Below are 18,539 nucleotides of genomic sequence, written 5' to 3'. Positions count from 1 at the left end.
TAAAAAACCCGCCGAAAGGCGGGTTGAGCTTGATGACAAAGTGGTATTAAGCCCGAGATACTCGGGCCTAGCGCACCGAGGGGCGCTCCGGCGGCTTACGCCGCTACGACCCCTTCGGCACGCTCTCCCTAATAACCAGCTTTGTCAGCAGTCTGAAACCCGCCAAAAAGGCGGGTTTTTTGTCAGCTCAGGGAGCGGGTTACTTCTTGGCCTTTTTTTCTGCTTTGGCCGCAACCGGAGTCGCTGCCGCAGTTTCTTCGGTATCTTCGCTAAATTCGCGACCGTAGAAGGTATCCATCAGGATTTGCTTGAGTTCAGCAATCAACGGATAACGCGGGTTGGCACCGGTACATTGGTCATCAAACGCATCTTCAGACAGTTTGTCGACTTTCGCCAGGAAGTCCGCTTCCAGCACGCCAGCTTCACGAATAGAAGCAGGGATGCCCAGTTCCGCTTTGATCTCGTCCAGCCATTTCAGCAGTTTCTCGATCTTCTGCGCAGTACGGTCACCCGCGACGCTCAGGCCAAGGTGATCGGCAATCTCAGCGTAGCGACGACGCGCCTGTGGGCGATCATACTGGCTGAACGCGGTCTGCTTGGTCGGGTTATCGTTAGCGTTATAACGGATAACGTTCGAAATCAGCATGGCGTTGGCCAAACCGTGCGGAATGTGGAACTCAGAACCCAGTTTGTGGGCCATTGAGTGACACACGCCCAGGAAGGCGTTAGCAAACGCAATACCGGCGATGGTCGCGGCGTTATGCACACGTTCGCGGGCCACTGGGTTTTTCGCGCCTTCTTTATAGCTGGCTGGCAGATATTCTTTCAGCAGCTTCAGGGCTTGCAGCGCCTGGCCGTCTGAATATTCGTTGGCCAGTACAGAAACATAAGCTTCCAGGGCGTGAGTGACCGCATCCAAGCCGCCGAAGGCGCACAGGGATTTAGGCATGTTCATCACCAGGTTGGCATCGACAATCGCCATATCCGGGGTCAGAGCATAATCTGCCAGTGGATATTTCTGACCAGTAGCATCGTCGGTCACCACCGCGAACGGCGTGACTTCTGAACCGGTACCTGAAGTGGTAGTGACGGCGATCATCTTCGCTTTCACGCCCATTTTCGGGAACTTGTAAATACGCTTACGGATATCCATAAAGCGCAGCGCCAGGTCTTCGAAGTGGGTTTCAGGATGTTCGTACAGCACCCACATGATTTTCGCTGCGTCCATCGGTGAACCGCCACCCAACGCGATGATCACGTCTGGTTTGAAGGAGTTCATCTGCTCAGCACCTTTACGCACGATGCTTAACGTTGGGTCAGCTTCAACTTCAAAGAACACTTCCGTTTCAATACCGTGCGATTTCAGAACTTTGGTGATCTGATCGGCATAACCGTTATTGAACAGGTAGCGGTCGGTAACGATAAAGGCACGTTTTGCCCCATCGCTAGCCACTTCATCCAGCGCGATAGGCAGTGAGCCACGGCGGAAGTAGATTGATTTAGGAAGTTTGTGCCACAACATGTTTTCTGCTCGCTTCGCTACAGTTTTCTTGTTGATCAGATGTTTTGGACCGACGTTTTCAGAGATGGAGTTACCCCCCCAAGAACCACAGCCCAGCGTCAGCGATGGCGCGAGTTTAAAGTTGTACAGGTCACCGATACCACCCTGAGAGGCCGGGGTGTTGATCAGGATACGTGCGGTTTTCATCTTGTCGCCGAAATACTCAACGCGCGCAGTCTGGTTGTCTTGATCGGTGTACAGGCAAGAGGTGTGGCCGATACCGCCCATGGCGACCAGTTTTTCGGCTTTGCTGACGGCGTCTTCGAAGTCTTTGGCACGGTACATAGCCAGGGTAGGCGACAGTTTTTCGTGGGCAAAGGGTTCGGATTCATCAACCAGTTTCACTTCACCGATCAGAATTTTGGTGCTGGCTGGCACGTTGATACCGGCCATTTCAGCGATTTTTGGCGCAGACTGGCCAACGATGGCGGCGTTCAGACCCCCATTTTTCAGGATGATATCCTGAACGGCTTTCAGCTCTTTACCCTGCAGCATATAGCCGCCATGGGAAGCGAAACGCGCACGCACGGCATCATAGACAGAGTCAACCACGATAACCGATTGTTCAGAAGCACAGATTACACCGCTGTCGAAGGTTTTCGACATCAGGATAGAAGCGACAACACGTTTGATATCGGCAGTTTCATCAACCACCACCGGAGTGTTACCGGCACCCACGCCGATAGCCGGTTTACCTGAGCTGTACGCTGCTTTCACCATGCCTGGGCCACCGGTGGCCAGAATCAGGTTGATGTCTGGGTGGTGCATCAGTTGGTTAGACAGATCAACGGTAGGTTGATCGATCCAGCCAACGATATCTTTTGGCGCACCCGCTGCGATAGCGGCCTGTAGCACGATATCTGCTGCTTTATTGGTAGCATTTTTCGCACGTGGATGCGGGGAGAAAATAATACCATTACGGGTCTTCAGGCTGATCAGCGCTTTGAAGATGGCGGTAGAGGTTGGGTTGGTGGTCGGTACGATACCGCAGATCAGGCCAATCGGCTCAGCGATAGTGATGGTACCGAAAGTATCGTCTTCGGAGAGGATACCGCAGGTCTTTTCATCTTTATAAGCGTTGTAGATATATTCGGAAGCGAAGTGGTTTTTGATCACTTTGTCTTCAACGATACCCATACCTGATTCTTCAACGGCCATTTTAGCCAAGGGGATACGGGCATCAGCGGCGGCGAGGGCAGCAGCGCGGAAAATCTTATCAACTTGCTCTTGTGAGAAGTTGGCATACTCGCGCTGGGCTTTTTTGACACGTGCTACAAGCTCGTTCAGTTCAGCGACATTCGTTACAGCCATAATGCTCTCCTGATAATGTTAAACTCTTTCAGTGAATAAGCCGTTCGAGCAATTAGTATAGACTTGAGAAAGGGCGGCGTCTGTTAAGGCACGATGGCTTTCCGGTCTTTTGCGCTTCTTACGGCTGATTGTCTTAAAGAGCTTCTAGTGCAGGCGGTGGAACAGAACATCTGCTTTACTCTAAATCTGTTCTACCTTCTGACTATGACCAAGAGCTTAACTATTCTTGAGTAGTTATTTTGTGATTTAAATCATAAAAATCGCAAGCTGACACCTTTCAGCAACGGGTTAATGATAATTACTCTCACCTTTGTGGGTGTTGCTGGCATTTTTACACTTAAAACATCAACAGCTATACATTAAGTTAACAATGGGGAATTACTTTGTAACATTATACGGTGGTAGGGGAAAATGCTGTTCTTAGCGGATGGATTACCGGACACAATTCTATTACATTAGCGCGCATCGGCAGTGTCTCTTTCTATAGCTATTTATGCGGAGTTTTTCGTGGGCCAATCTCTGTTGGATTTTTCCGTCTACATCAAGTTCTTTGTTGGCTTGTTTGCATTGGTAAACCCGGTGGGTATCTTGCCGGTCTTTATTAGTATGACCAGCTATCAGGCGGAGGCCGGGCGTAATAAAACCAACCTGACGGCTAACCTGTCGGTGGCGATTATTTTGTGGACGTCGCTGTTTTTGGGGGAGGCGATACTGCGCGTGTTCGGCATTTCCATCGATTCGTTCCGCATTGCGGGTGGGATCCTGGTGGTGAGCATTGCGATGTCGATGATCAGCGGCAAATTGGGTGAAGATAAACAGAACAAACAAGAAAAATCAGAGAGCGCAATCCGCGAAAGCATTGGTGTGGTTCCACTGGCACTACCGCTGATGGCGGGGCCAGGGGCGATCAGCTCAACCATTGTCTGGAGTTCGCGTTACCACAGTTGGCAGAACCTGTTAGGTTTTAGTCTGGCCGTTGCGGTGTTTGCTTTCTGCTGCTGGCTGTTGTTCCGCGCCGCGCCATTGCTGGTGCGTTTGCTGGGGCAAACCGGTATCAACGTCGTGACCCGTATCATGGGTCTGCTGCTGATGGCATTGGGTATCGAATTTATTGTCACTGGGATCAAGGCAATATTCCCTGGGTTGCTATAACCACGAATATCCTTCAGCGGGCCTCATTCTTGAGGCTCGTTGCTTGGGGCTGCCAGAGGTTAATTATTGGCTTAAAGTTTTTTTAATCATTCAACATAAATACTCTTCTGCTTTAATAAGCGGCGGCATCTGTTTGGTTTTTATTCTATTTCACCACTCCGTAACATAAGTCTTCCTTTATTGCCCAATAAAACACCTAGTATTATTTCCAGTACTTTTTATAAGATTACTTTTACTGATTTCCCCCTTCGGCTATCAAATCTGCTGTTAATTTAGTCACATCATTCTGTAGGGCTTGTCTCCGTTTCATCCAGGTGTTATTAGTGATTAACCACGTATAAGCAGGTGTTTATTCTTTGAACTGCTATTTTGTTAACTAAATGTTTCTTTTTGTGGTTTTTTGCTCTGCAAGCCAGGTGCTACCCGAAGGTTTTCTTTTTTGCTTAATAAAATCATGTAATTAAAATAACATGGCGATTTTATAACGAGAGCGTACGGCCGGTATAGGGGCTGATAAAAGAGAAACGCTTAACATTTTTGCAAAAATTATTGGCTAAGGTTTTTTGCTTCTGCTAGTTTCCGAGCAACTTTATTGCCGATAATTCTTAGTTTTTCCGCGTAAGGCAGGAATGCATTTTGCTGATATTAATTTATTTGGTTTTTTTACTAAATATTTCTAAATATGACCAGTTCATATTTTCCAGGTAAAAAGGCCAAGCGGTAATCACGGGTATTACTGGTAACGGCAGGTAATACAGAAGAAAGGCTGCACCGCGTCGTTCCGCGCTGTCTGGCCACAACCCCACCCGGTCAACGGGCAACGCAGAGCCCACGATGGCTCTGTGATAATAAAAACTGGAGTTCTAGATATGACCAACATCACAAAAAAATCACTCCTGGCGGCCGGTATTATTGCCGCACTGGGCATTACCGCAACCGGAAGTGCTTTTGCGGCCGAAGTGCCAGCGGGCGTGCAACTGGCAGACAAACAGGAAATCGTTAAAAATAACGGGGCAGAAGTGCAGTCTCTCGATCCGCACAAAATTGAAGGCGTGCCGGAAAACAACGTTACCCGCGATCTGATCGAGGGGTTGGCCAACACCACGCCGGATGGTTCCATCGTACCGGGCGCTGCTGAAAGCTGGGATAACCAAGACTTTAAAGTGTGGACTTTCCACCTGCGCAAAGACGCCAAATGGTCGAACGGCCAACCAGTGACGGCACAGGATTTCGTCTATAGCTGGCAGCGTATCGTTGACCCGAAAACCGCATCTCCTTACGCCAGCTACCTGCAATATGCCCACGTAGAGAACGTCGATGACATCATTGCCGGTAAAAAAGACAAATCCACCTTGGGCGTCAAAGCCATTGACGATCATACCTTCCAGGTCACCTTGACCGAGCCGGTGCCTTATTTAGTTGAAATGACCCAGCATTACGCCATGAAGCCGGTCAATAAAGAAGCGGTGGAGAAGTTTGGTGAGAAATGGACATTGCCGCAAAACTACGTCAGCAACGGTGCCTATAAGCTGAAAGACTGGGTGGTGAACGAACGTATCGTGCTGGAGCGTAACCCGGAGTATTGGGATAACGCCAAAACCGTCATCAATAAGGTGACCTTCCTGCCGATCTCATCGGAAGTGACTGATGTAAACCGCTACCGCACCGGCGAGATCGACATGACCTACAATAACTTGCCGATCGAACTGTTCCAGAAGCTGAAAAAAGAGATCCCGAACGAAGTGCGCGTAGCGCCTTACGTCTGTACCTATTATTACGAAATGAACAACCAGAAAGCGCCGTTTAACGATGCTCGCGTGCGCGAAGCGCTCAAGCTGGGGTTGGATCGCGATATTATCGTCAATAAAGTCAAAAACCAGGGCGATCTCCCGGCTTACAGCTACACTCCTCCTTACGTTGATGGCGCAAAAATGACCGCACCAGAGTGGTTCGGCTGGACGCAGGACAAACGTAACGAAGAAGCGAAAAAACTGTTGGCCGAGGCGGGCTACGGCCCAGGCAAGCCGCTGACTTTCTCATTGCTGTACAACACTTCCGATCTGCATAAAAAACTGGCGATCGCCGCCGCCTCGATCTGGAAGAAAAACCTGGGTGTGGATGTGAAGTTGGTGAACCAGGAGTGGAAAACCTTCCTGGATTCCCGCCATCAGGGGAACTACGATGTGGCGCGTGCAGCCTGGTGTGCAGACTACAACGAACCAAGCGCTTTCGTGAATACTATGCTGTCGGACAGCAGTAACAACACCTCACACTATAAAAACCCGGTGTTCGATAAGTTAGTGGCTGACACACTGCAAGCCAAAACTAAAGAAGAGCGTGCTGCGCTGTATCAGAAAGCCGAAGCTCAGTTGGATAAAGACTCCGTCATCGCGCCTGTTTACTACTACGTGAATGCCCGGCTGGTGAAGTCTTATGTCGGCGGTTATACCGAGACCGACCCGCTTGATAACGTGTACGACAAAAACCTGTACATCATCAAGCATTGATACGGTAAGGGCCGGTGGCGCACGTCGCCGGTCCATTTTCAGACGATAAGCCGTTATCAGGCTGGAGCAGGGCTATGCTTAAATTTATCTTTCGTCGCCTATTAGAGGCGATCCCGACGCTATTTATCCTTATCACCATCTCCTTCTTTATGATGCGCTTGGCACCCGGTAGCCCATTTACCGGCGAGCGTGCATTACCGCCAGAAGTCCTGGCCAATATCGAAGCCAAATACCATTTGAACGATCCGATCTGGAAACAGTACGGGCATTATTTAGTGCAGTTATCGAAAGGCGATTTTGGCCCATCGTTTAAATACAAAGACTATTCAGTTAACGATTTAGTAGCGGCCTCTTTCCCGGTTTCGGCCAAGCTCGGTTTGGCCGCCTTTGTGCTGGCGGTGGTGCTGGGTGTCAGCGCCGGGGTAATCGCGGCATTGAGGCAGAACACCAAGTGGGACTACATGGTCATGGGGTTTGCCATGACCGGCGTGGTGATCCCCAGCTTTGTGGTTGCACCCTTGCTGGTGCTGATTTTTGCCATCACCTTGAAATGGCTGCCCGGCGGCGGCTGGAACGGTGGGGCACCGAAGTTCATGATCCTGCCGATGGTGGCGTTATCGCTGGCCTATATCGCCAGCATCGCGCGTATTATGCGTGGCTCGATGATTGAAGTGCTGCATTCCAACTTTATCCGCACTGCGCGCGCCAAAGGACTGCCGATGCGCCGGATTATCTTCCGCCATGCGTTGAAGCCTGCGCTGTTGCCGGTGCTGTCTTATATGGGGCCCGCGTTTGTCGGCATCATTACCGGTTCGATGGTGATTGAAACCATCTATGGCCTGCCGGGGATTGGCCAACTGTTCGTTAATGGTGCGCTTAACCGTGACTATTCGCTGGTACTGAGCCTGACCATTTTGGTGGGTGCTTTGACCATTCTGTTTAACGCGATCGTCGACGTGCTGTACGCGGTGATCGATCCGAAAATCCGTTATTAATCTGGAGCACGCACTATGTTGACGAAAAAGAACAGCGAAGCTCTGGAAAACTTCAGCGAAAAGCTGGAAGTTGAAGGGCGCAGTCTGTGGCAGGACGCGCGTCGGCGCTTTATACATAACCGTGCGGCGGTGACCAGCCTGTTTGTGCTGACGCTGGTTACCTTGTTTGTGATCTTTGCCCCCTGGCTGTCGCAATTTGCCTATGACGATACCGACTGGGCAATGATGTCGGCAGCGCCGAGCATCGATTCTGCGCACTACTTTGGTACGGACTCCTCCGGGCGCGATCTGCTGGTGCGCGTGGCGATTGGCGGGCGGATTTCGCTGATGGTCGGTGTCGCTGCCGCGCTGGTGGCGGTGATCGTCGGCACGCTGTATGGCGCGACCTCCGGCTATCTGGGCGGTAAAATCGACTCGGTGATGATGCGTTTGTTGGAAATCCTCAACTCCTTCCCGTTTATGTTTTTTGTGATCCTGCTGGTGACTTTCTTTGGGCAAAACATCCTGCTGATTTTTGTGGCGATCGGCATGGTGTCTTGGCTGGACATGGCGCGTATCGTGCGTGGTCAGACCCTGAGCCTGAAGCGTAAAGAGTTTATCGAAGCGGCGCTGGTCTGTGGTGTTTCGACGCGCAATATCGTGTTGCGCCATATTGTGCCAAACGTCTTGGGGGTAGTGGTGGTTTATGCCTCGCTGCTGGTGCCAAGCATGATCCTGTTTGAATCCTTCCTCAGCTTCCTGGGGTTAGGGACGCAGGAACCGCTAAGCAGTTGGGGCGCATTACTCAGCGATGGGGCCAACTCGATGGAAGTTTCACCGTGGTTGCTGCTGTTCCCGGCCAGTTTCCTGGTTGTCACTCTGTTTTGTTTCAACTTTATCGGCGATGGCCTGCGTGATGCCCTCGACCCGAAAGATCGTTAAGGAGTGCCACCATGAACATTAATGACAACTCGTTGCTGCTGGACGTCAAAGACCTGCGCGTGACCTTCGGTACGCCGGACGGTGACGTTACGGCGGTGAACGATCTTAACTTCGATCTGCGTGCTGGCGAAACGCTGGGTATCGTGGGTGAATCTGGTTCCGGCAAATCTCAAACGGCTTTTGCGCTGATGGGCCTGCTGGCGAGCAATGGCCGCATCGGTGGTTCGGCGAAGTTTAACGGCCGTGAAATCCTCAATCTGCCGGAAAGCCAGCTTAACAAGCTGCGGGCAGAAGAGATTTCGATGATCTTCCAAGACCCGATGACGTCGCTTAACCCTTATATGCGCGTCGGTGAGCAACTGATGGAAGTGCTGATGTTGCATAAGAGCATGAGCAAAAGCGAAGCGTTTGAAGAGTCAGTACAGATGCTGGATGCGGTAAAAATGCCCGAGGCGCGTAAGCGTATGCGCATGTATCCACATGAGTTTTCCGGCGGTATGCGCCAGCGGGTGATGATCGCCATGGCGCTGTTGTGTCGGCCAAAACTGTTGATCGCCGATGAGCCGACTACGGCGCTGGACGTGACCGTGCAGGCGCAGATCATGACGCTGTTGAACGAACTGAAGCGCGAATTCAATACGGCCATCATCATGATCACCCACGATCTGGGCGTGGTGGCGGGGATCTGCAACAAAGTGCTGGTGATGTATGCTGGCCGCACCATGGAATACGGTAGTGCACGCGATGTGTTTTACCACCCGAGCCATCCTTATTCCATTGGGCTGTTGAATGCAGTGCCTCGCTTGGATGCAGAAGGTGGAGCGCTGATGACCATTCCAGGGAATCCGCCAAACCTGCTGCGTTTACCACAAGGTTGCCCGTTCCAGCCGCGTTGCCCGTATGCCATGGAACAGTGCGCGAGTGCTCCGCCATTGGAGCAGTTTGGTGAAGGGCGCTTGCGCGCCTGCTTCAAGCCGGTGGAGGCATTGGTATGACAGCAACCGATAAAAAAGTGCTGCTCGAAGTGGCGGATCTGAAAGTGCATTTCGACATTCACGATGACAAACAGTGGTTCTGGCAGGCGCCCAAAACCCTGAAAGCGGTAGACGGCGTGACCTTAAGGCTGTTCGAAGGCGAAACTTTGGGCGTGGTTGGAGAGTCCGGCTGCGGTAAATCCACCTTCGCTCGCGCCATTATCGGCCTGGTAAAAGCCACCAGCGGCCGGGTGGCCTGGCTGGGCAAAGATCTGTTGGGGATGAGTGATGCGGATTGGCGCAATACGCGCAGCGATATTCAAATGATTTTCCAGGATCCGCTGGCTTCGCTTAACCCGCGCATGACCATTGGCGAGATCATTGCTGAACCGCTGCGCACCTATCATCCGAAAATGTCGCGCCAGGACGTGAAAGACAAAGTGAAGGCGATGATGATGAAGGTTGGCCTGTTGCCGAACCTGATCAACCGCTATCCGCATGAGTTCTCTGGGGGCCAGTGCCAGCGTATCGGCATTGCCCGCGCGCTGATCCTGGAACCCAAACTGGTGATTTGTGATGAGCCGGTTTCGGCACTGGACGTCTCGATTCAGGCGCAGGTGGTGAATCTGTTACAGCAATTGCAGCGCGAGATGGGGTTGTCGCTGATCTTTATCGCTCACGACCTGGCGGTGGTGAAGCACATTTCCGATCGCGTGCTGGTGATGTATCTGGGCCACGCGGTGGAATTGGGAACCTATGATGAGGTGTATCACAACCCGCAGCACCCTTATACCAAAGCACTGATGTCGGCGGTGCCGATCCCGGATCCGGATAAAGAGCGGGATAAGCAGATCCAACTGCTGGAAGGGGAACTGCCATCACCGATCAACCCGCCGTCTGGCTGTGTGTTCCGCACGCGCTGCCCAATCGCCGGGCCAGAGTGTGCCAAGACGCGCCCGCTGCTGGAAGGGAGTTTCCGCCATGCGGTTTCCTGCCTGAAGGTTGATCCACTGTGATTGACTAGGCACCAATAAAAAACCTGCCAATTGGCAGGTTTTTCAGGTCTACAACGTTCTTATTCTTTCCACAAAATATGGCACAGCTTGTTGTCTTTCTCGCGGCAAATCAGCACGCGGGCAAAAACGTCGTTGATCGGTTCGCCGTCGCTGTCTGCCAAACCAATTACCACTTCGGCAAAGAAATCCGGGTTTAAATCGTATTCGACGTGCTCCTGCCAATCTTCTGCCGGATCGTACAATTCTGCGCCGCCACGCTCTTCAAACTGAAGATTGAACAGCAGAATATCCGCCGGATCCAGATTGTCGCCAGCCAGTTCCAGGAAGATATCGTAAGCCTGCTCCAGCGTTTCGTCTTCGGTAAGGCGATTATTCAAATCCATAAAAAAATCCCGATAACTCATGAGTTGGCAGTATTAAACCATGCCCGTAGCGGCTTTTACAGCAACGGACTGAAAAAGTAGAACAAACGCTCAACGATACGATGCCAGAACGGGCGTTTCAGCCACTGTTGGCCATCCAGCAACTGCGAACGGGCGATATAGTCGTCCTGTACGCAAGCTAAGTCGCTGCCGAAACCGGCGTCATCGATCACCAGCGTGATTTCAAAATTCAGCCACAGGCTGCGCATATCCAGATTGACCGTGCCCACCAGGCTGAGCTGGCCGTCAACCAGCACGCTCTTGGTATGCAGCAATCCGCCTTTAAACTGGTAAATTTTCACCCCGGCTTCCAGCAATTCAGAGAAGAAAGCACGGCTGGCCCAGCGCACCATCATCGAGTCATTGTCGTGTGGGACGATGATGCTGACCTCAACGCCGCGTAGTGCCGCGGTACAGATGGCATGCAGCAGATCGTCACTGGGTACGAAATAGGGGGTGGTCATGATCAACTGTTCACGTGCGGAATAGACCGCCGTGAGCAGCGCCTGGTGGATCATGTCTTCCGGGAAACCCGGGCCGGAAGCGATAACCTGAATGGTATGACCGCTTTCCTGCTCGAACGGCATGATATTGACGTCGGGGGGCGGCGGCAGAATGCGTTTACCGGTTTCAATCTCCCAGTCACAGGCATAAACAATACCCATAGTGGTGGCCACCGGGCCTTCCGTGCGTGCCATCAGATCGATCCACTGGCCGACCCCCGCGTCTTGCTTGAAGAAACGCGGATCAACCATGTTCATGCTGCCGGTATAGGCGATGTAATTGTCGATTAGCACGATCTTACGGTGCTGACGCAAATCCATACGGCGCAGGAACACGCGGAACAGATTAACCTTGAGCGCTTCAACCACTTCAATACCGGCGTTGCGCATCATGCCGGGGTAGGGGCTGCGGAAGAACTGCACGCTGCCGGCGGAGTCCAGCATCAGGCGGCAATGCACTCCACGGCGTGCGGCGGCCATCAAGGATTCCGCGACTTGATCCACCAGACCGCCCGGTTGCCAGATGTAAAAAACCATCTCAATATTGTGCCGTGCCAGTTCGATATCACGAATCAGCGCCGTCAGCGTGCTATCGGTAGTGGTGAGCAACTGCAACTGGTTGCCTTTGACACCGTCGATACCTTGCCGGTGATGGCAAAGCTGGAACAGCGGGCGAGCAACTTCGCTGTATTCCGTGGCAAAAATCCGGCGGCTTTCTTTCAATTCATTCAGCCAACGGGCGGTTGAGGGCCACATGGCTTTGGCTCGCTCGGCCCGGCGTTTACCCAAATGCAATTCGCCGAAAGACAGATAAGCGACGATCCCCACCAATGGCAGAATATAGATCACCAACAACCAGGCCATGGCGGAAGGAACCGTGCGTCGTTTCATAAGAATACGCAATGTGACCCCGGCAATAAGCAGCCAGTAGCCGAACACCAAAAGCCAACTGATTACATTATAAAATGTTGTCATAAAGACGAAAAATCCTGTTCGCAAACCACTAATAGTGAGTGTACGCACAGAACGGTAAAGGCGAAACCTTTTCCCTGCACTTGAGTTACATAAAAATGATTGACTAAAGGCACTTGCCGAAAATAAAAAGCGGCAGCCCAACGGGCGAAAAAGCGGGTTATACGTGACTTGGATCGCTGGCTGAAAAGGCTATAATGCGCGCGGTTGGCATTGGATGGGTGGCATAACGATGAAACGCAGTAGAAACGAAGTGGGTCGCTGGCGGATGCTCCGACTGCGCCAGCGCCGCAGGCACCATTGGCTGGAGCGTCAGTCATGCAGTAACCGGCATATTATTCGCGTACGCCGCCGGTTGGACGATCAGCATCGTCGCGCATTGTTGTTCGTTGTGGCTTACGAGTGGTAAAACAAAACAGTCCCGTTTTGGGACTGTTTTGCTCTCTATAGGGATTATTTACCCAGATAGGCGTTCAGCATCCACACCTGTTTTTCCTGCTGCTTGATGTAATCGCTCATCAGTGAAGAGGTGCCTTCATCGCCAGCGTCAGCGGCCAGCGTTAGTAGCTCACGCTGTTGTTGCAGCAGAACGGCGTAACCGTTCAGTAAACCGCGCAGCGTGCCTTTATCGTCGGTCACGTTGGTATCTTCTTTGATATCTGCGGTTTTCAGGTAATCACTGAAAGCGTGACGTGGTTGTGAGCCCAGAGTCAGAATACGTTCTGCCAGTTCATCGACCTTGAGCAGCAGATCGTTGTAAGTCTCTTCAAATTTAACGTGCAGTTCAAAGAAGTGCGGGCCGGAAATATTCCAGTGGTAACCGCGCACGTTCATATATAACACTTGGTAGTTCGCCAGTAAGGCATTCAGAGCGTCAGAGAGTTTTGCTGATTGTTTGGTATCCAGGCCAATATGAGTTTTCGCTGCTTTCTTTGCCGTTGCCATAATAATCTTCTCCTGATGGTGGGTTCCAATGATCTATAACAACACAGTAACTGGATTTATCTCAAGGTTAAAGATGATAACAAGTATCAATATAATCGTTTAAACCGATATACCCTTTTTACTTGAAGTTGCAGGGGTGTTGGCCGCGTAACTCGGCCCATACAGGGCCTCGCCCCTGCGGGGCCGCTGCAAGCAGCGTTCAAATCTGCAACGCAGATTTGTCGTTCACCCCAGTCACTTACTTGAGTAAGCTCCTGGGGATTATGAGCCTCAAAGAGGCTCACCCTTCGGGCCAGCGCCTGCGCTGTTCAAATCGGTCAATGACCGATTTGTCTCTCAGTTGCCGCCTACCTGCAACTCCAAGTACTTTGGGTAGAGTGATAAAAGAGTAGAGCGTTTACCGGCGCAGGGCGAATTTTAATACCCCGGCGCTCAGGCTCACCAGTACGGACGCAGCAATCAGCACGGCAATAAATGCCTGATCGAAGGCGGCGCGCGCCAGTTTGATCAGTTCTGCCGCCCTGTCAGCGCCCATATGACCCGCTAACCGCAATGCTTCATCAATGCTGTCATAAGCCAGATCGCCAACTGGCAGGCTATCTGGTAATGCCAGGCTGTGACTGTAGACCGCTGTCATCAAGCCGCCCAGCAGCGTGATGCCCAATACGCCACCTAGCTCCCAGGAAACGTCTTCAATAGAAGCCACCATACCGGCTTTCTCTTCGGGGGCGTTGAGCATGATGGCGGTAGAGGCGGCGGTAATGGCACCGCCAAGACCAAATCCGATCACAAACAGGCAAATAAGCTGCATCACTATGTTGCCTTGATACCCCAGAACGACGCCAATAATCCCCAGTGCGGTGAGAACGAAGCCACCGATCAGCATACTGCGCTCACCATAGCGCGGCATCAACATCCCGGCTAATGGGCCAGCCAGCGCAGAAGCCACGGGAATAGGGAGAATAAACATCGCCGCCAGTAAGGGCGACATTCCCAGTACCAGTTGTAAACGCTGGCTTAAGACCAGTTCAACCCCCACCAGTGCGATCATCGACATGATCGCCACACCGACACCGCTGGCAAACATGCGGTTGCGAAACAGCGAGAAATCGATCATCGGATGCAGCGCTTGCCGCTGGCGGCGGACGAATAGCGTAAGAAACAGGGTGCCGAGCGTGACTGCAATCGCAAAGTCGCGTAATGAAAGGCTGGGTTTGCTCAGCTCTTTCAACGCATAGATAGCCGCAACCAGGCCGAGCATGATCTGTATCGAACCTATCACGTCACAGGGATGCTTATTGTCGCCACCGCATTGCGGTATCCAATACCATGCCAGCGGCAATACCAGCATGACTACCGGAACGTTGATCAGAAATACCGCTCCCCACCAGAAATAGGCCAGCAAGGCTCCACCGACGACGGGCCCAAGCGCTGCGGCACCGGAGGCAACTGCCGCCCAGATGCCGATGGCCAGCGAACGCTCGCGTTCATCGGTAAACACGTGGCGCACGATGGATAAGGTGGCGGGCATCATCATGGCAGCCCCGATCGCCAGAAACGCGCGTGCAGCAATCAGCCACTGGGCGCTGGGGGAGAAAGCGGCACATAGCGAAGCCAGAGCAAAGACCGGTAACCCGGCGATAAACATTTTCTTGTGGCCGATACGATCGCTGAGCATGCCCGCACCCGGCAACAACCCGGCGACCACCAGTGGGTAGGCATTCACGATCCAGAGTTTTTGTGAGGCGCTGGCATCCAGCGCCTGGGTCAAGCGTGGCAAGGCGGTGTAAAGTACCGTCATATCGGTAATGATTAAAAATAATGCGCTGGAGATCATTGCCAGGATCAGCCAGCGGTTTTGGGCGTGCATAATCTTATCCTAAAAAACCGATAGCGCGACTGCGCCATCTTGCGGTAACCACCCGGTTTCTGCGGTGGTATACTGAGCATAATATAAATCCATACGTTCGTATTGAAAAGGAGTTTTCTTAATGGGGCGTCAACGAAGCATCGATCGTGACAAAGTGCTGGACGCGGCAGAAGAGATCGTGGCTACCCAAGGTGCCGCTGGGTTAACCATTGATTCAGTGGCGAAAGCCATGGGAATTTCCAAAGGTGGAGTGCAGTACTGCTTCGGGAATAAAGACGCCTTGATTGATGCCATGTTCGAACGCTGGGGTAAGGCTTATGACCGGGTTTTTGACAGCATTGCGGGTAGCGATCCGGCACCGGTTACCATTGTTCAGGCGCATATGCAGGCCACTCGCAGTTCCGATCAGGCATCGAGCGCCAAAGCGGCAGGGTTAATGGCCACGTTAATACAAACGCCGGAACATCTGGACAGCACGCGGGAATGGTATCGCGGCCGTATCGCAGGGTTGGATCTGAACACTGAGCAGGGCAAAAAAGCCCGGCTGGCATTTTTAGCCACTGAGGGGGCTTTTATGCTGCGGTTCTTTGGTTTTATGGATATCGACCAGGCAGAGTGGGACGATATGTTTGCCGATATGCAAAAATGGGTTCTCAATGAAATGGTTCAACAAGATTAACCTATCGCAGCGATAGGTGGCGGCCACATCATTCGGGGAGTATGTTTAGCGAATAACTATTTACTAAACAAGAATTCCCTCGAAGAACCCACTTAGCCAGCCACCTCCGTGCTGGTTTTTTTTGCTTAAAACACCTGCTTAAAAGGCTTTACCGTAACATCCGCATACACGCCAGCGGCGACGTAAGGGTCTTGTTGTGCCCAGGATTTTGCCGCTTCCAGAGACGCGAATTCTGCGATCACGGTGGAGCCGGTAAAACCAGCGCTGCCGGGATCGTTGCTATCGATCGCCGGGTTAGGGCCAGCAACCACGAGTCGGCCTTCATCACGCAGCGCCTGCAGACGCGCCAGATGTGCCGGACGAGCTTCAAGGCGTTTTTCCAGAGAGTTGGGTACGTCTTGTGCGTAGATCAGATAAAGCATATTTCACCTTTAAAATCATTGCTATAGAACAGTGAGGTAAAATTAGCGTAAAACCGGTGACAAGGGAACGTCAATCCGCACAATTTTGTGCAGATAGGAAGGAAAGCTGAAGAACTGGCGTAAAAAAGCAGGATAAAGGCGAGGCAGAGGTTAATATCCCTATGAGTTTGCGGGTTTTAGTGGCGATTAAAGCGATAGTTCGTCTTTCGTTATTGAATATGATAACCATTTGCATTTAAACTTGGCGGACCAGAGGAAAAAGAATCATTATGCCGCTAAAAAAGATGTTCCTTATTCGCCGTTTTTCCGTGCCAATTGTTCTCTCCGTTGGCTTGCACAGTGCCTTGGTGGCCGCCTTGCTTTATGCTTCGGTAAAAGAAGTGATGCAGTTACCGAAGCAGGAAGATGCTCCAATCAGCGTCATGATGGTCAATATGGCCACGTTGGCTGAGCCACCACCGCCTGCGGCTGCGGAGCCCGAGCCACAGGTAGAGCCAGAACCTGAGCCGCTCCCTGAACCATTGCCGGTGCCAGTAGCGATCCCGAAACCTGAGCCTGAAAAACCTAAGCCAAAGCCTAAACCGAAGGTTGAAAAACCGGTGAAGCGTGAAGTGAAGAAAGCCGAACCGCGTGAGCCTTCTCCTTTTGAGAGCGATTCACAGGCCAAACCGATCGATAATGCCCCGATCAAACAGGCACCTGCCGCGCCAGCGCCGGGTAACTCGCGCGAGTTGGGGCCAAAAGCGTTGAGCCTGTCTAAGCCGATGTATCCGCCACGGGCATTGGCGTTGCAAATTGAAGGTAAGGTGAAAGTGCAGTTTGATGTAGATAGCGATGGGCGGGTGACGAATCTCCGAATCCTGTCGGCAGAGCCGCGCAACATGTTTGAACGGGAAGTGAAGCAGGCGATGCGCAAATGGCGTTATGAACCTAAAGCGGCACAGAACCTGACAAAAACCATTATCTTCAGAGTGGATGGGTCAACCGATCTGAATTGATTGCGCCTGAGAATAAAAAAGGGCTGCCTTATTTATCTGGCAGCCCTTTTAAGCGTTTCCGGTGCGCTTATTCTTCGGCGTCAGCACGGAAGTTCATTTTACCATCTGGCAGGGCGCGAGGGCTGCCAGCCGCATCTACCGCGACATAGGTGAATACCGCTTCAGTGGCGCGATAGCGCTGGCCAATCGGGGCAGAGGATACCTTCTTCACCCACACCTCAATGTTAACGGTAATCGAACTGCGGCCGGTGCGGATGCAGCGGGCATAACAGCAGACCACATCGCCAACTGCCACCGGTTTCAGGAAGGTTATCCCGTCGACGCGCACGGTCACCACGCGGCCTTCGGCAATCTCTTTTGCCTGGATTGCACCGCCAATATCCATTTGCGACATCAGCCAGCCACCGAAAATATCGCCGTTGGCGTTGGTATCCGCTGGCATTGCCAGCGTACGCAGCACCAGCTCTCCGCTGGGTAAAGGTTGTTGTGTCATCACTGTCTGCTTATCAAAAAGGAATCAGATTAATACTGCCCACGGTAAATACCGCGGGCATTAACACCGGCTATTTTTTTTGTTCTGCTGGCATATGCCGATAAATATAGACACCACTCAACAGGGTAAAGACCAGCGTCAGCGCGGTCAGGCCAAAGACTTTGAAGTTAACCCAAACGTCTTGCGGCAACCAGAATGCCACGTAGATATTGGCCAGCCCACAAGCCAGGAAGAACACCGCCCAAGCAAGGTTGAGATTGCCCCATACCTTATCCGGCAGCGTCAGCTCTTTACCCAGCATGCGCTGGATCAACGGTTTTTTCAGGATCAGTTGGCTAACTAATAGCGCCAGTGCGAACAGGGTGTAGATCACGGTGACTTTCCACTTGATAAATAAATCGTTGTGGAACACCAGCGTCAAGGTACCAAATACCGCCACCATCAAGAAGGTGATCAGCGTCATCTTCTCGACCTTGCGATATTTGATCCAGGTAAAGACTAAGGCCAGGGCGGTTGCAGCGATCAACGCGCCGGAAGCAACGTAAATATCGTAGAGCTTATAAAAAGCAAAAAAGACAATAAGTGGCAGGAAATCAAGAAACTGCTTCATAAATCAATCCATCAAAGGTTCATCGGCCGACTATACCGGATTCGGCGGGATCTGTGTACTGCGGGAAAGTGCTGATTATCGGCGTTTGGCCACCGGATTTCCGCTGGTTAGGCAGGAATTTGCATAACCTTACGATTCTCATCGTGGATTAATGGCGCATGCGGCTCGTACAATCGCCCAGTAAACGC

Annotated in this window: 17 protein-coding genes; 9 read left to right on the top strand and 8 right to left on the bottom strand. The window is 52.0% G+C overall.

Going from position 1 to position 18,539, the window contains the following annotated elements:
- Positions 1 to 199: 199 nt before the first annotated feature.
- Complete coding sequence (gene adhE, locus AC2A1E_RS17560) at positions 200 to 2,872, bottom strand: bifunctional acetaldehyde-CoA/alcohol dehydrogenase (RefSeq protein ID WP_484384819.1); 2,673 nt, start codon at positions 2,870 to 2,872, stop codon at positions 200 to 202.
- A gap of 507 nt (positions 2,873 to 3,379) precedes the next feature.
- Here adhE and AC2A1E_RS17555 point away from each other — a divergent pair.
- The 6 genes from AC2A1E_RS17555 (at position 3,380) to oppF (ending at position 10,437) form a co-directional block, all read left to right on the top strand.
- On the top strand, positions 3,380 to 4,024 hold the full coding sequence (locus tag AC2A1E_RS17555; RefSeq protein WP_459402559.1) for a YchE family NAAT transporter: 645 nt from the start codon (positions 3,380 to 3,382) through the stop codon (positions 4,022 to 4,024).
- An 869-nt stretch (positions 4,025 to 4,893) separates the two neighbouring features.
- Positions 4,894 to 6,531: an oligopeptide ABC transporter substrate-binding protein OppA gene (gene oppA, locus AC2A1E_RS17550; protein ID WP_484384818.1), complete on the top strand. Its 1,638-nt coding sequence runs from the start codon at positions 4,894 to 4,896 to the stop codon at positions 6,529 to 6,531.
- A gap of 74 nt (positions 6,532 to 6,605) precedes the next feature.
- Positions 6,606 to 7,526, top strand: a complete 921-nt coding sequence (oppB, locus tag AC2A1E_RS17545) for an oligopeptide ABC transporter permease OppB (RefSeq protein WP_484384817.1) — start codon at positions 6,606 to 6,608, stop codon at positions 7,524 to 7,526.
- 15 nt (positions 7,527 to 7,541) lie between these two features.
- Entirely contained in the window at positions 7,542 to 8,447 is a 906-nt protein-coding gene (gene oppC / locus AC2A1E_RS17540; RefSeq protein ID WP_484384816.1) for an oligopeptide ABC transporter permease OppC, read from the top strand.
- An 11-nt stretch (positions 8,448 to 8,458) separates the two neighbouring features.
- A complete protein-coding gene (oppD, locus tag AC2A1E_RS17535) occupies positions 8,459 to 9,442 on the top strand; it encodes an oligopeptide ABC transporter ATP-binding protein OppD (RefSeq protein ID WP_484384815.1) in 984 nt (327 codons plus the stop codon).
- Positions 9,439 to 10,437 carry a murein tripeptide/oligopeptide ABC transporter ATP binding protein OppF gene (gene oppF / locus AC2A1E_RS17530; RefSeq protein WP_473187311.1) on the top strand — a complete coding sequence of 333 codons (999 nt, stop codon included), beginning with the start codon at positions 9,439 to 9,441 and terminating at the stop codon, positions 10,435 to 10,437. Before oppD ends, oppF begins: the two co-directional genes overlap by 4 nt.
- 59 nt (positions 10,438 to 10,496) lie before the next feature.
- Here the strand turns inward: oppF and AC2A1E_RS17525 are convergent, their stop codons facing one another.
- Entirely contained in the window at positions 10,497 to 10,820 is a 324-nt protein-coding gene (locus AC2A1E_RS17525; RefSeq protein ID WP_459402565.1) for an HI1450 family dsDNA-mimic protein, read from the bottom strand.
- Positions 10,821 to 10,876: 56 nt separating this feature from the next.
- Positions 10,877 to 12,337 carry a cardiolipin synthase gene (cls, locus tag AC2A1E_RS17520; protein ID WP_459402566.1) on the bottom strand — a complete coding sequence of 487 codons (1,461 nt, stop codon included), beginning with the start codon at positions 12,335 to 12,337 and terminating at the stop codon, positions 10,877 to 10,879.
- A gap of 229 nt (positions 12,338 to 12,566) precedes the next feature.
- On the opposite strand from cls, the gene AC2A1E_RS17515 reads away from it, so the two are divergent.
- Entirely contained in the window at positions 12,567 to 12,743 is a 177-nt protein-coding gene (locus tag AC2A1E_RS17515) for a YciY family protein (protein ID WP_459402567.1), read from the top strand.
- A gap of 44 nt (positions 12,744 to 12,787) precedes the next feature.
- Here the strand turns inward: AC2A1E_RS17515 and AC2A1E_RS17510 are convergent, their stop codons facing one another.
- Positions 12,788 to 13,279, bottom strand: coding sequence for a Dps family protein (locus AC2A1E_RS17510; protein ID WP_459402568.1), 492 nt, complete (start codon positions 13,277 to 13,279; stop codon positions 12,788 to 12,790).
- Between the two features lie 397 nt (positions 13,280 to 13,676).
- On the bottom strand, positions 13,677 to 15,149 hold the full coding sequence (locus AC2A1E_RS17505) for an MFS transporter (protein WP_484384814.1): 1,473 nt from the start codon (positions 15,147 to 15,149) through the stop codon (positions 13,677 to 13,679).
- A 121-nt stretch (positions 15,150 to 15,270) separates the two neighbouring features.
- Here AC2A1E_RS17505 and AC2A1E_RS17500 point away from each other — a divergent pair, with 121 nt between their 5' ends.
- Positions 15,271 to 15,828, top strand: a complete 558-nt coding sequence (locus AC2A1E_RS17500; protein ID WP_484384813.1) for a TetR/AcrR family transcriptional regulator — start codon at positions 15,271 to 15,273, stop codon at positions 15,826 to 15,828.
- 125 nt (positions 15,829 to 15,953) lie between these two features.
- On the opposite strand, the gene AC2A1E_RS17495 is transcribed toward AC2A1E_RS17500, so the two are convergent.
- Positions 15,954 to 16,250 carry a YciI family protein gene (locus AC2A1E_RS17495; protein WP_484384812.1) on the bottom strand — a complete coding sequence of 99 codons (297 nt, stop codon included), beginning with the start codon at positions 16,248 to 16,250 and terminating at the stop codon, positions 15,954 to 15,956.
- Positions 16,251 to 16,519: 269 nt separating this feature from the next.
- Between AC2A1E_RS17495 and tonB the strand changes: the two genes are divergently transcribed.
- Positions 16,520 to 17,248, top strand: a complete 729-nt coding sequence (gene tonB / locus AC2A1E_RS17490; protein ID WP_484384811.1) for a TonB system transport protein TonB — start codon at positions 16,520 to 16,522, stop codon at positions 17,246 to 17,248.
- 67 nt (positions 17,249 to 17,315) lie between these two features.
- Here tonB and yciA read toward each other — a convergent pair whose 3' ends face one another.
- Positions 17,316 to 17,741, bottom strand: a complete 426-nt coding sequence (yciA, locus tag AC2A1E_RS17485) for an acyl-CoA thioester hydrolase YciA (RefSeq protein WP_484384810.1) — start codon at positions 17,739 to 17,741, stop codon at positions 17,316 to 17,318.
- Positions 17,742 to 17,811: 70 nt separating this feature from the next.
- Positions 17,812 to 18,351 carry a septation protein A gene (locus tag AC2A1E_RS17480; RefSeq protein WP_484384809.1) on the bottom strand — a complete coding sequence of 180 codons (540 nt, stop codon included), beginning with the start codon at positions 18,349 to 18,351 and terminating at the stop codon, positions 17,812 to 17,814.
- Between the last annotated feature and the right edge of the window lie 188 nt (positions 18,352 to 18,539).

It is taken from the genome of Serratia sp. HNCC26DJ206, assembly GCF_057180605.1.
The sequence above is the reverse complement of the archived record's forward strand: the minus strand, read 5'-3'. Positions and strand labels throughout refer to the sequence as shown.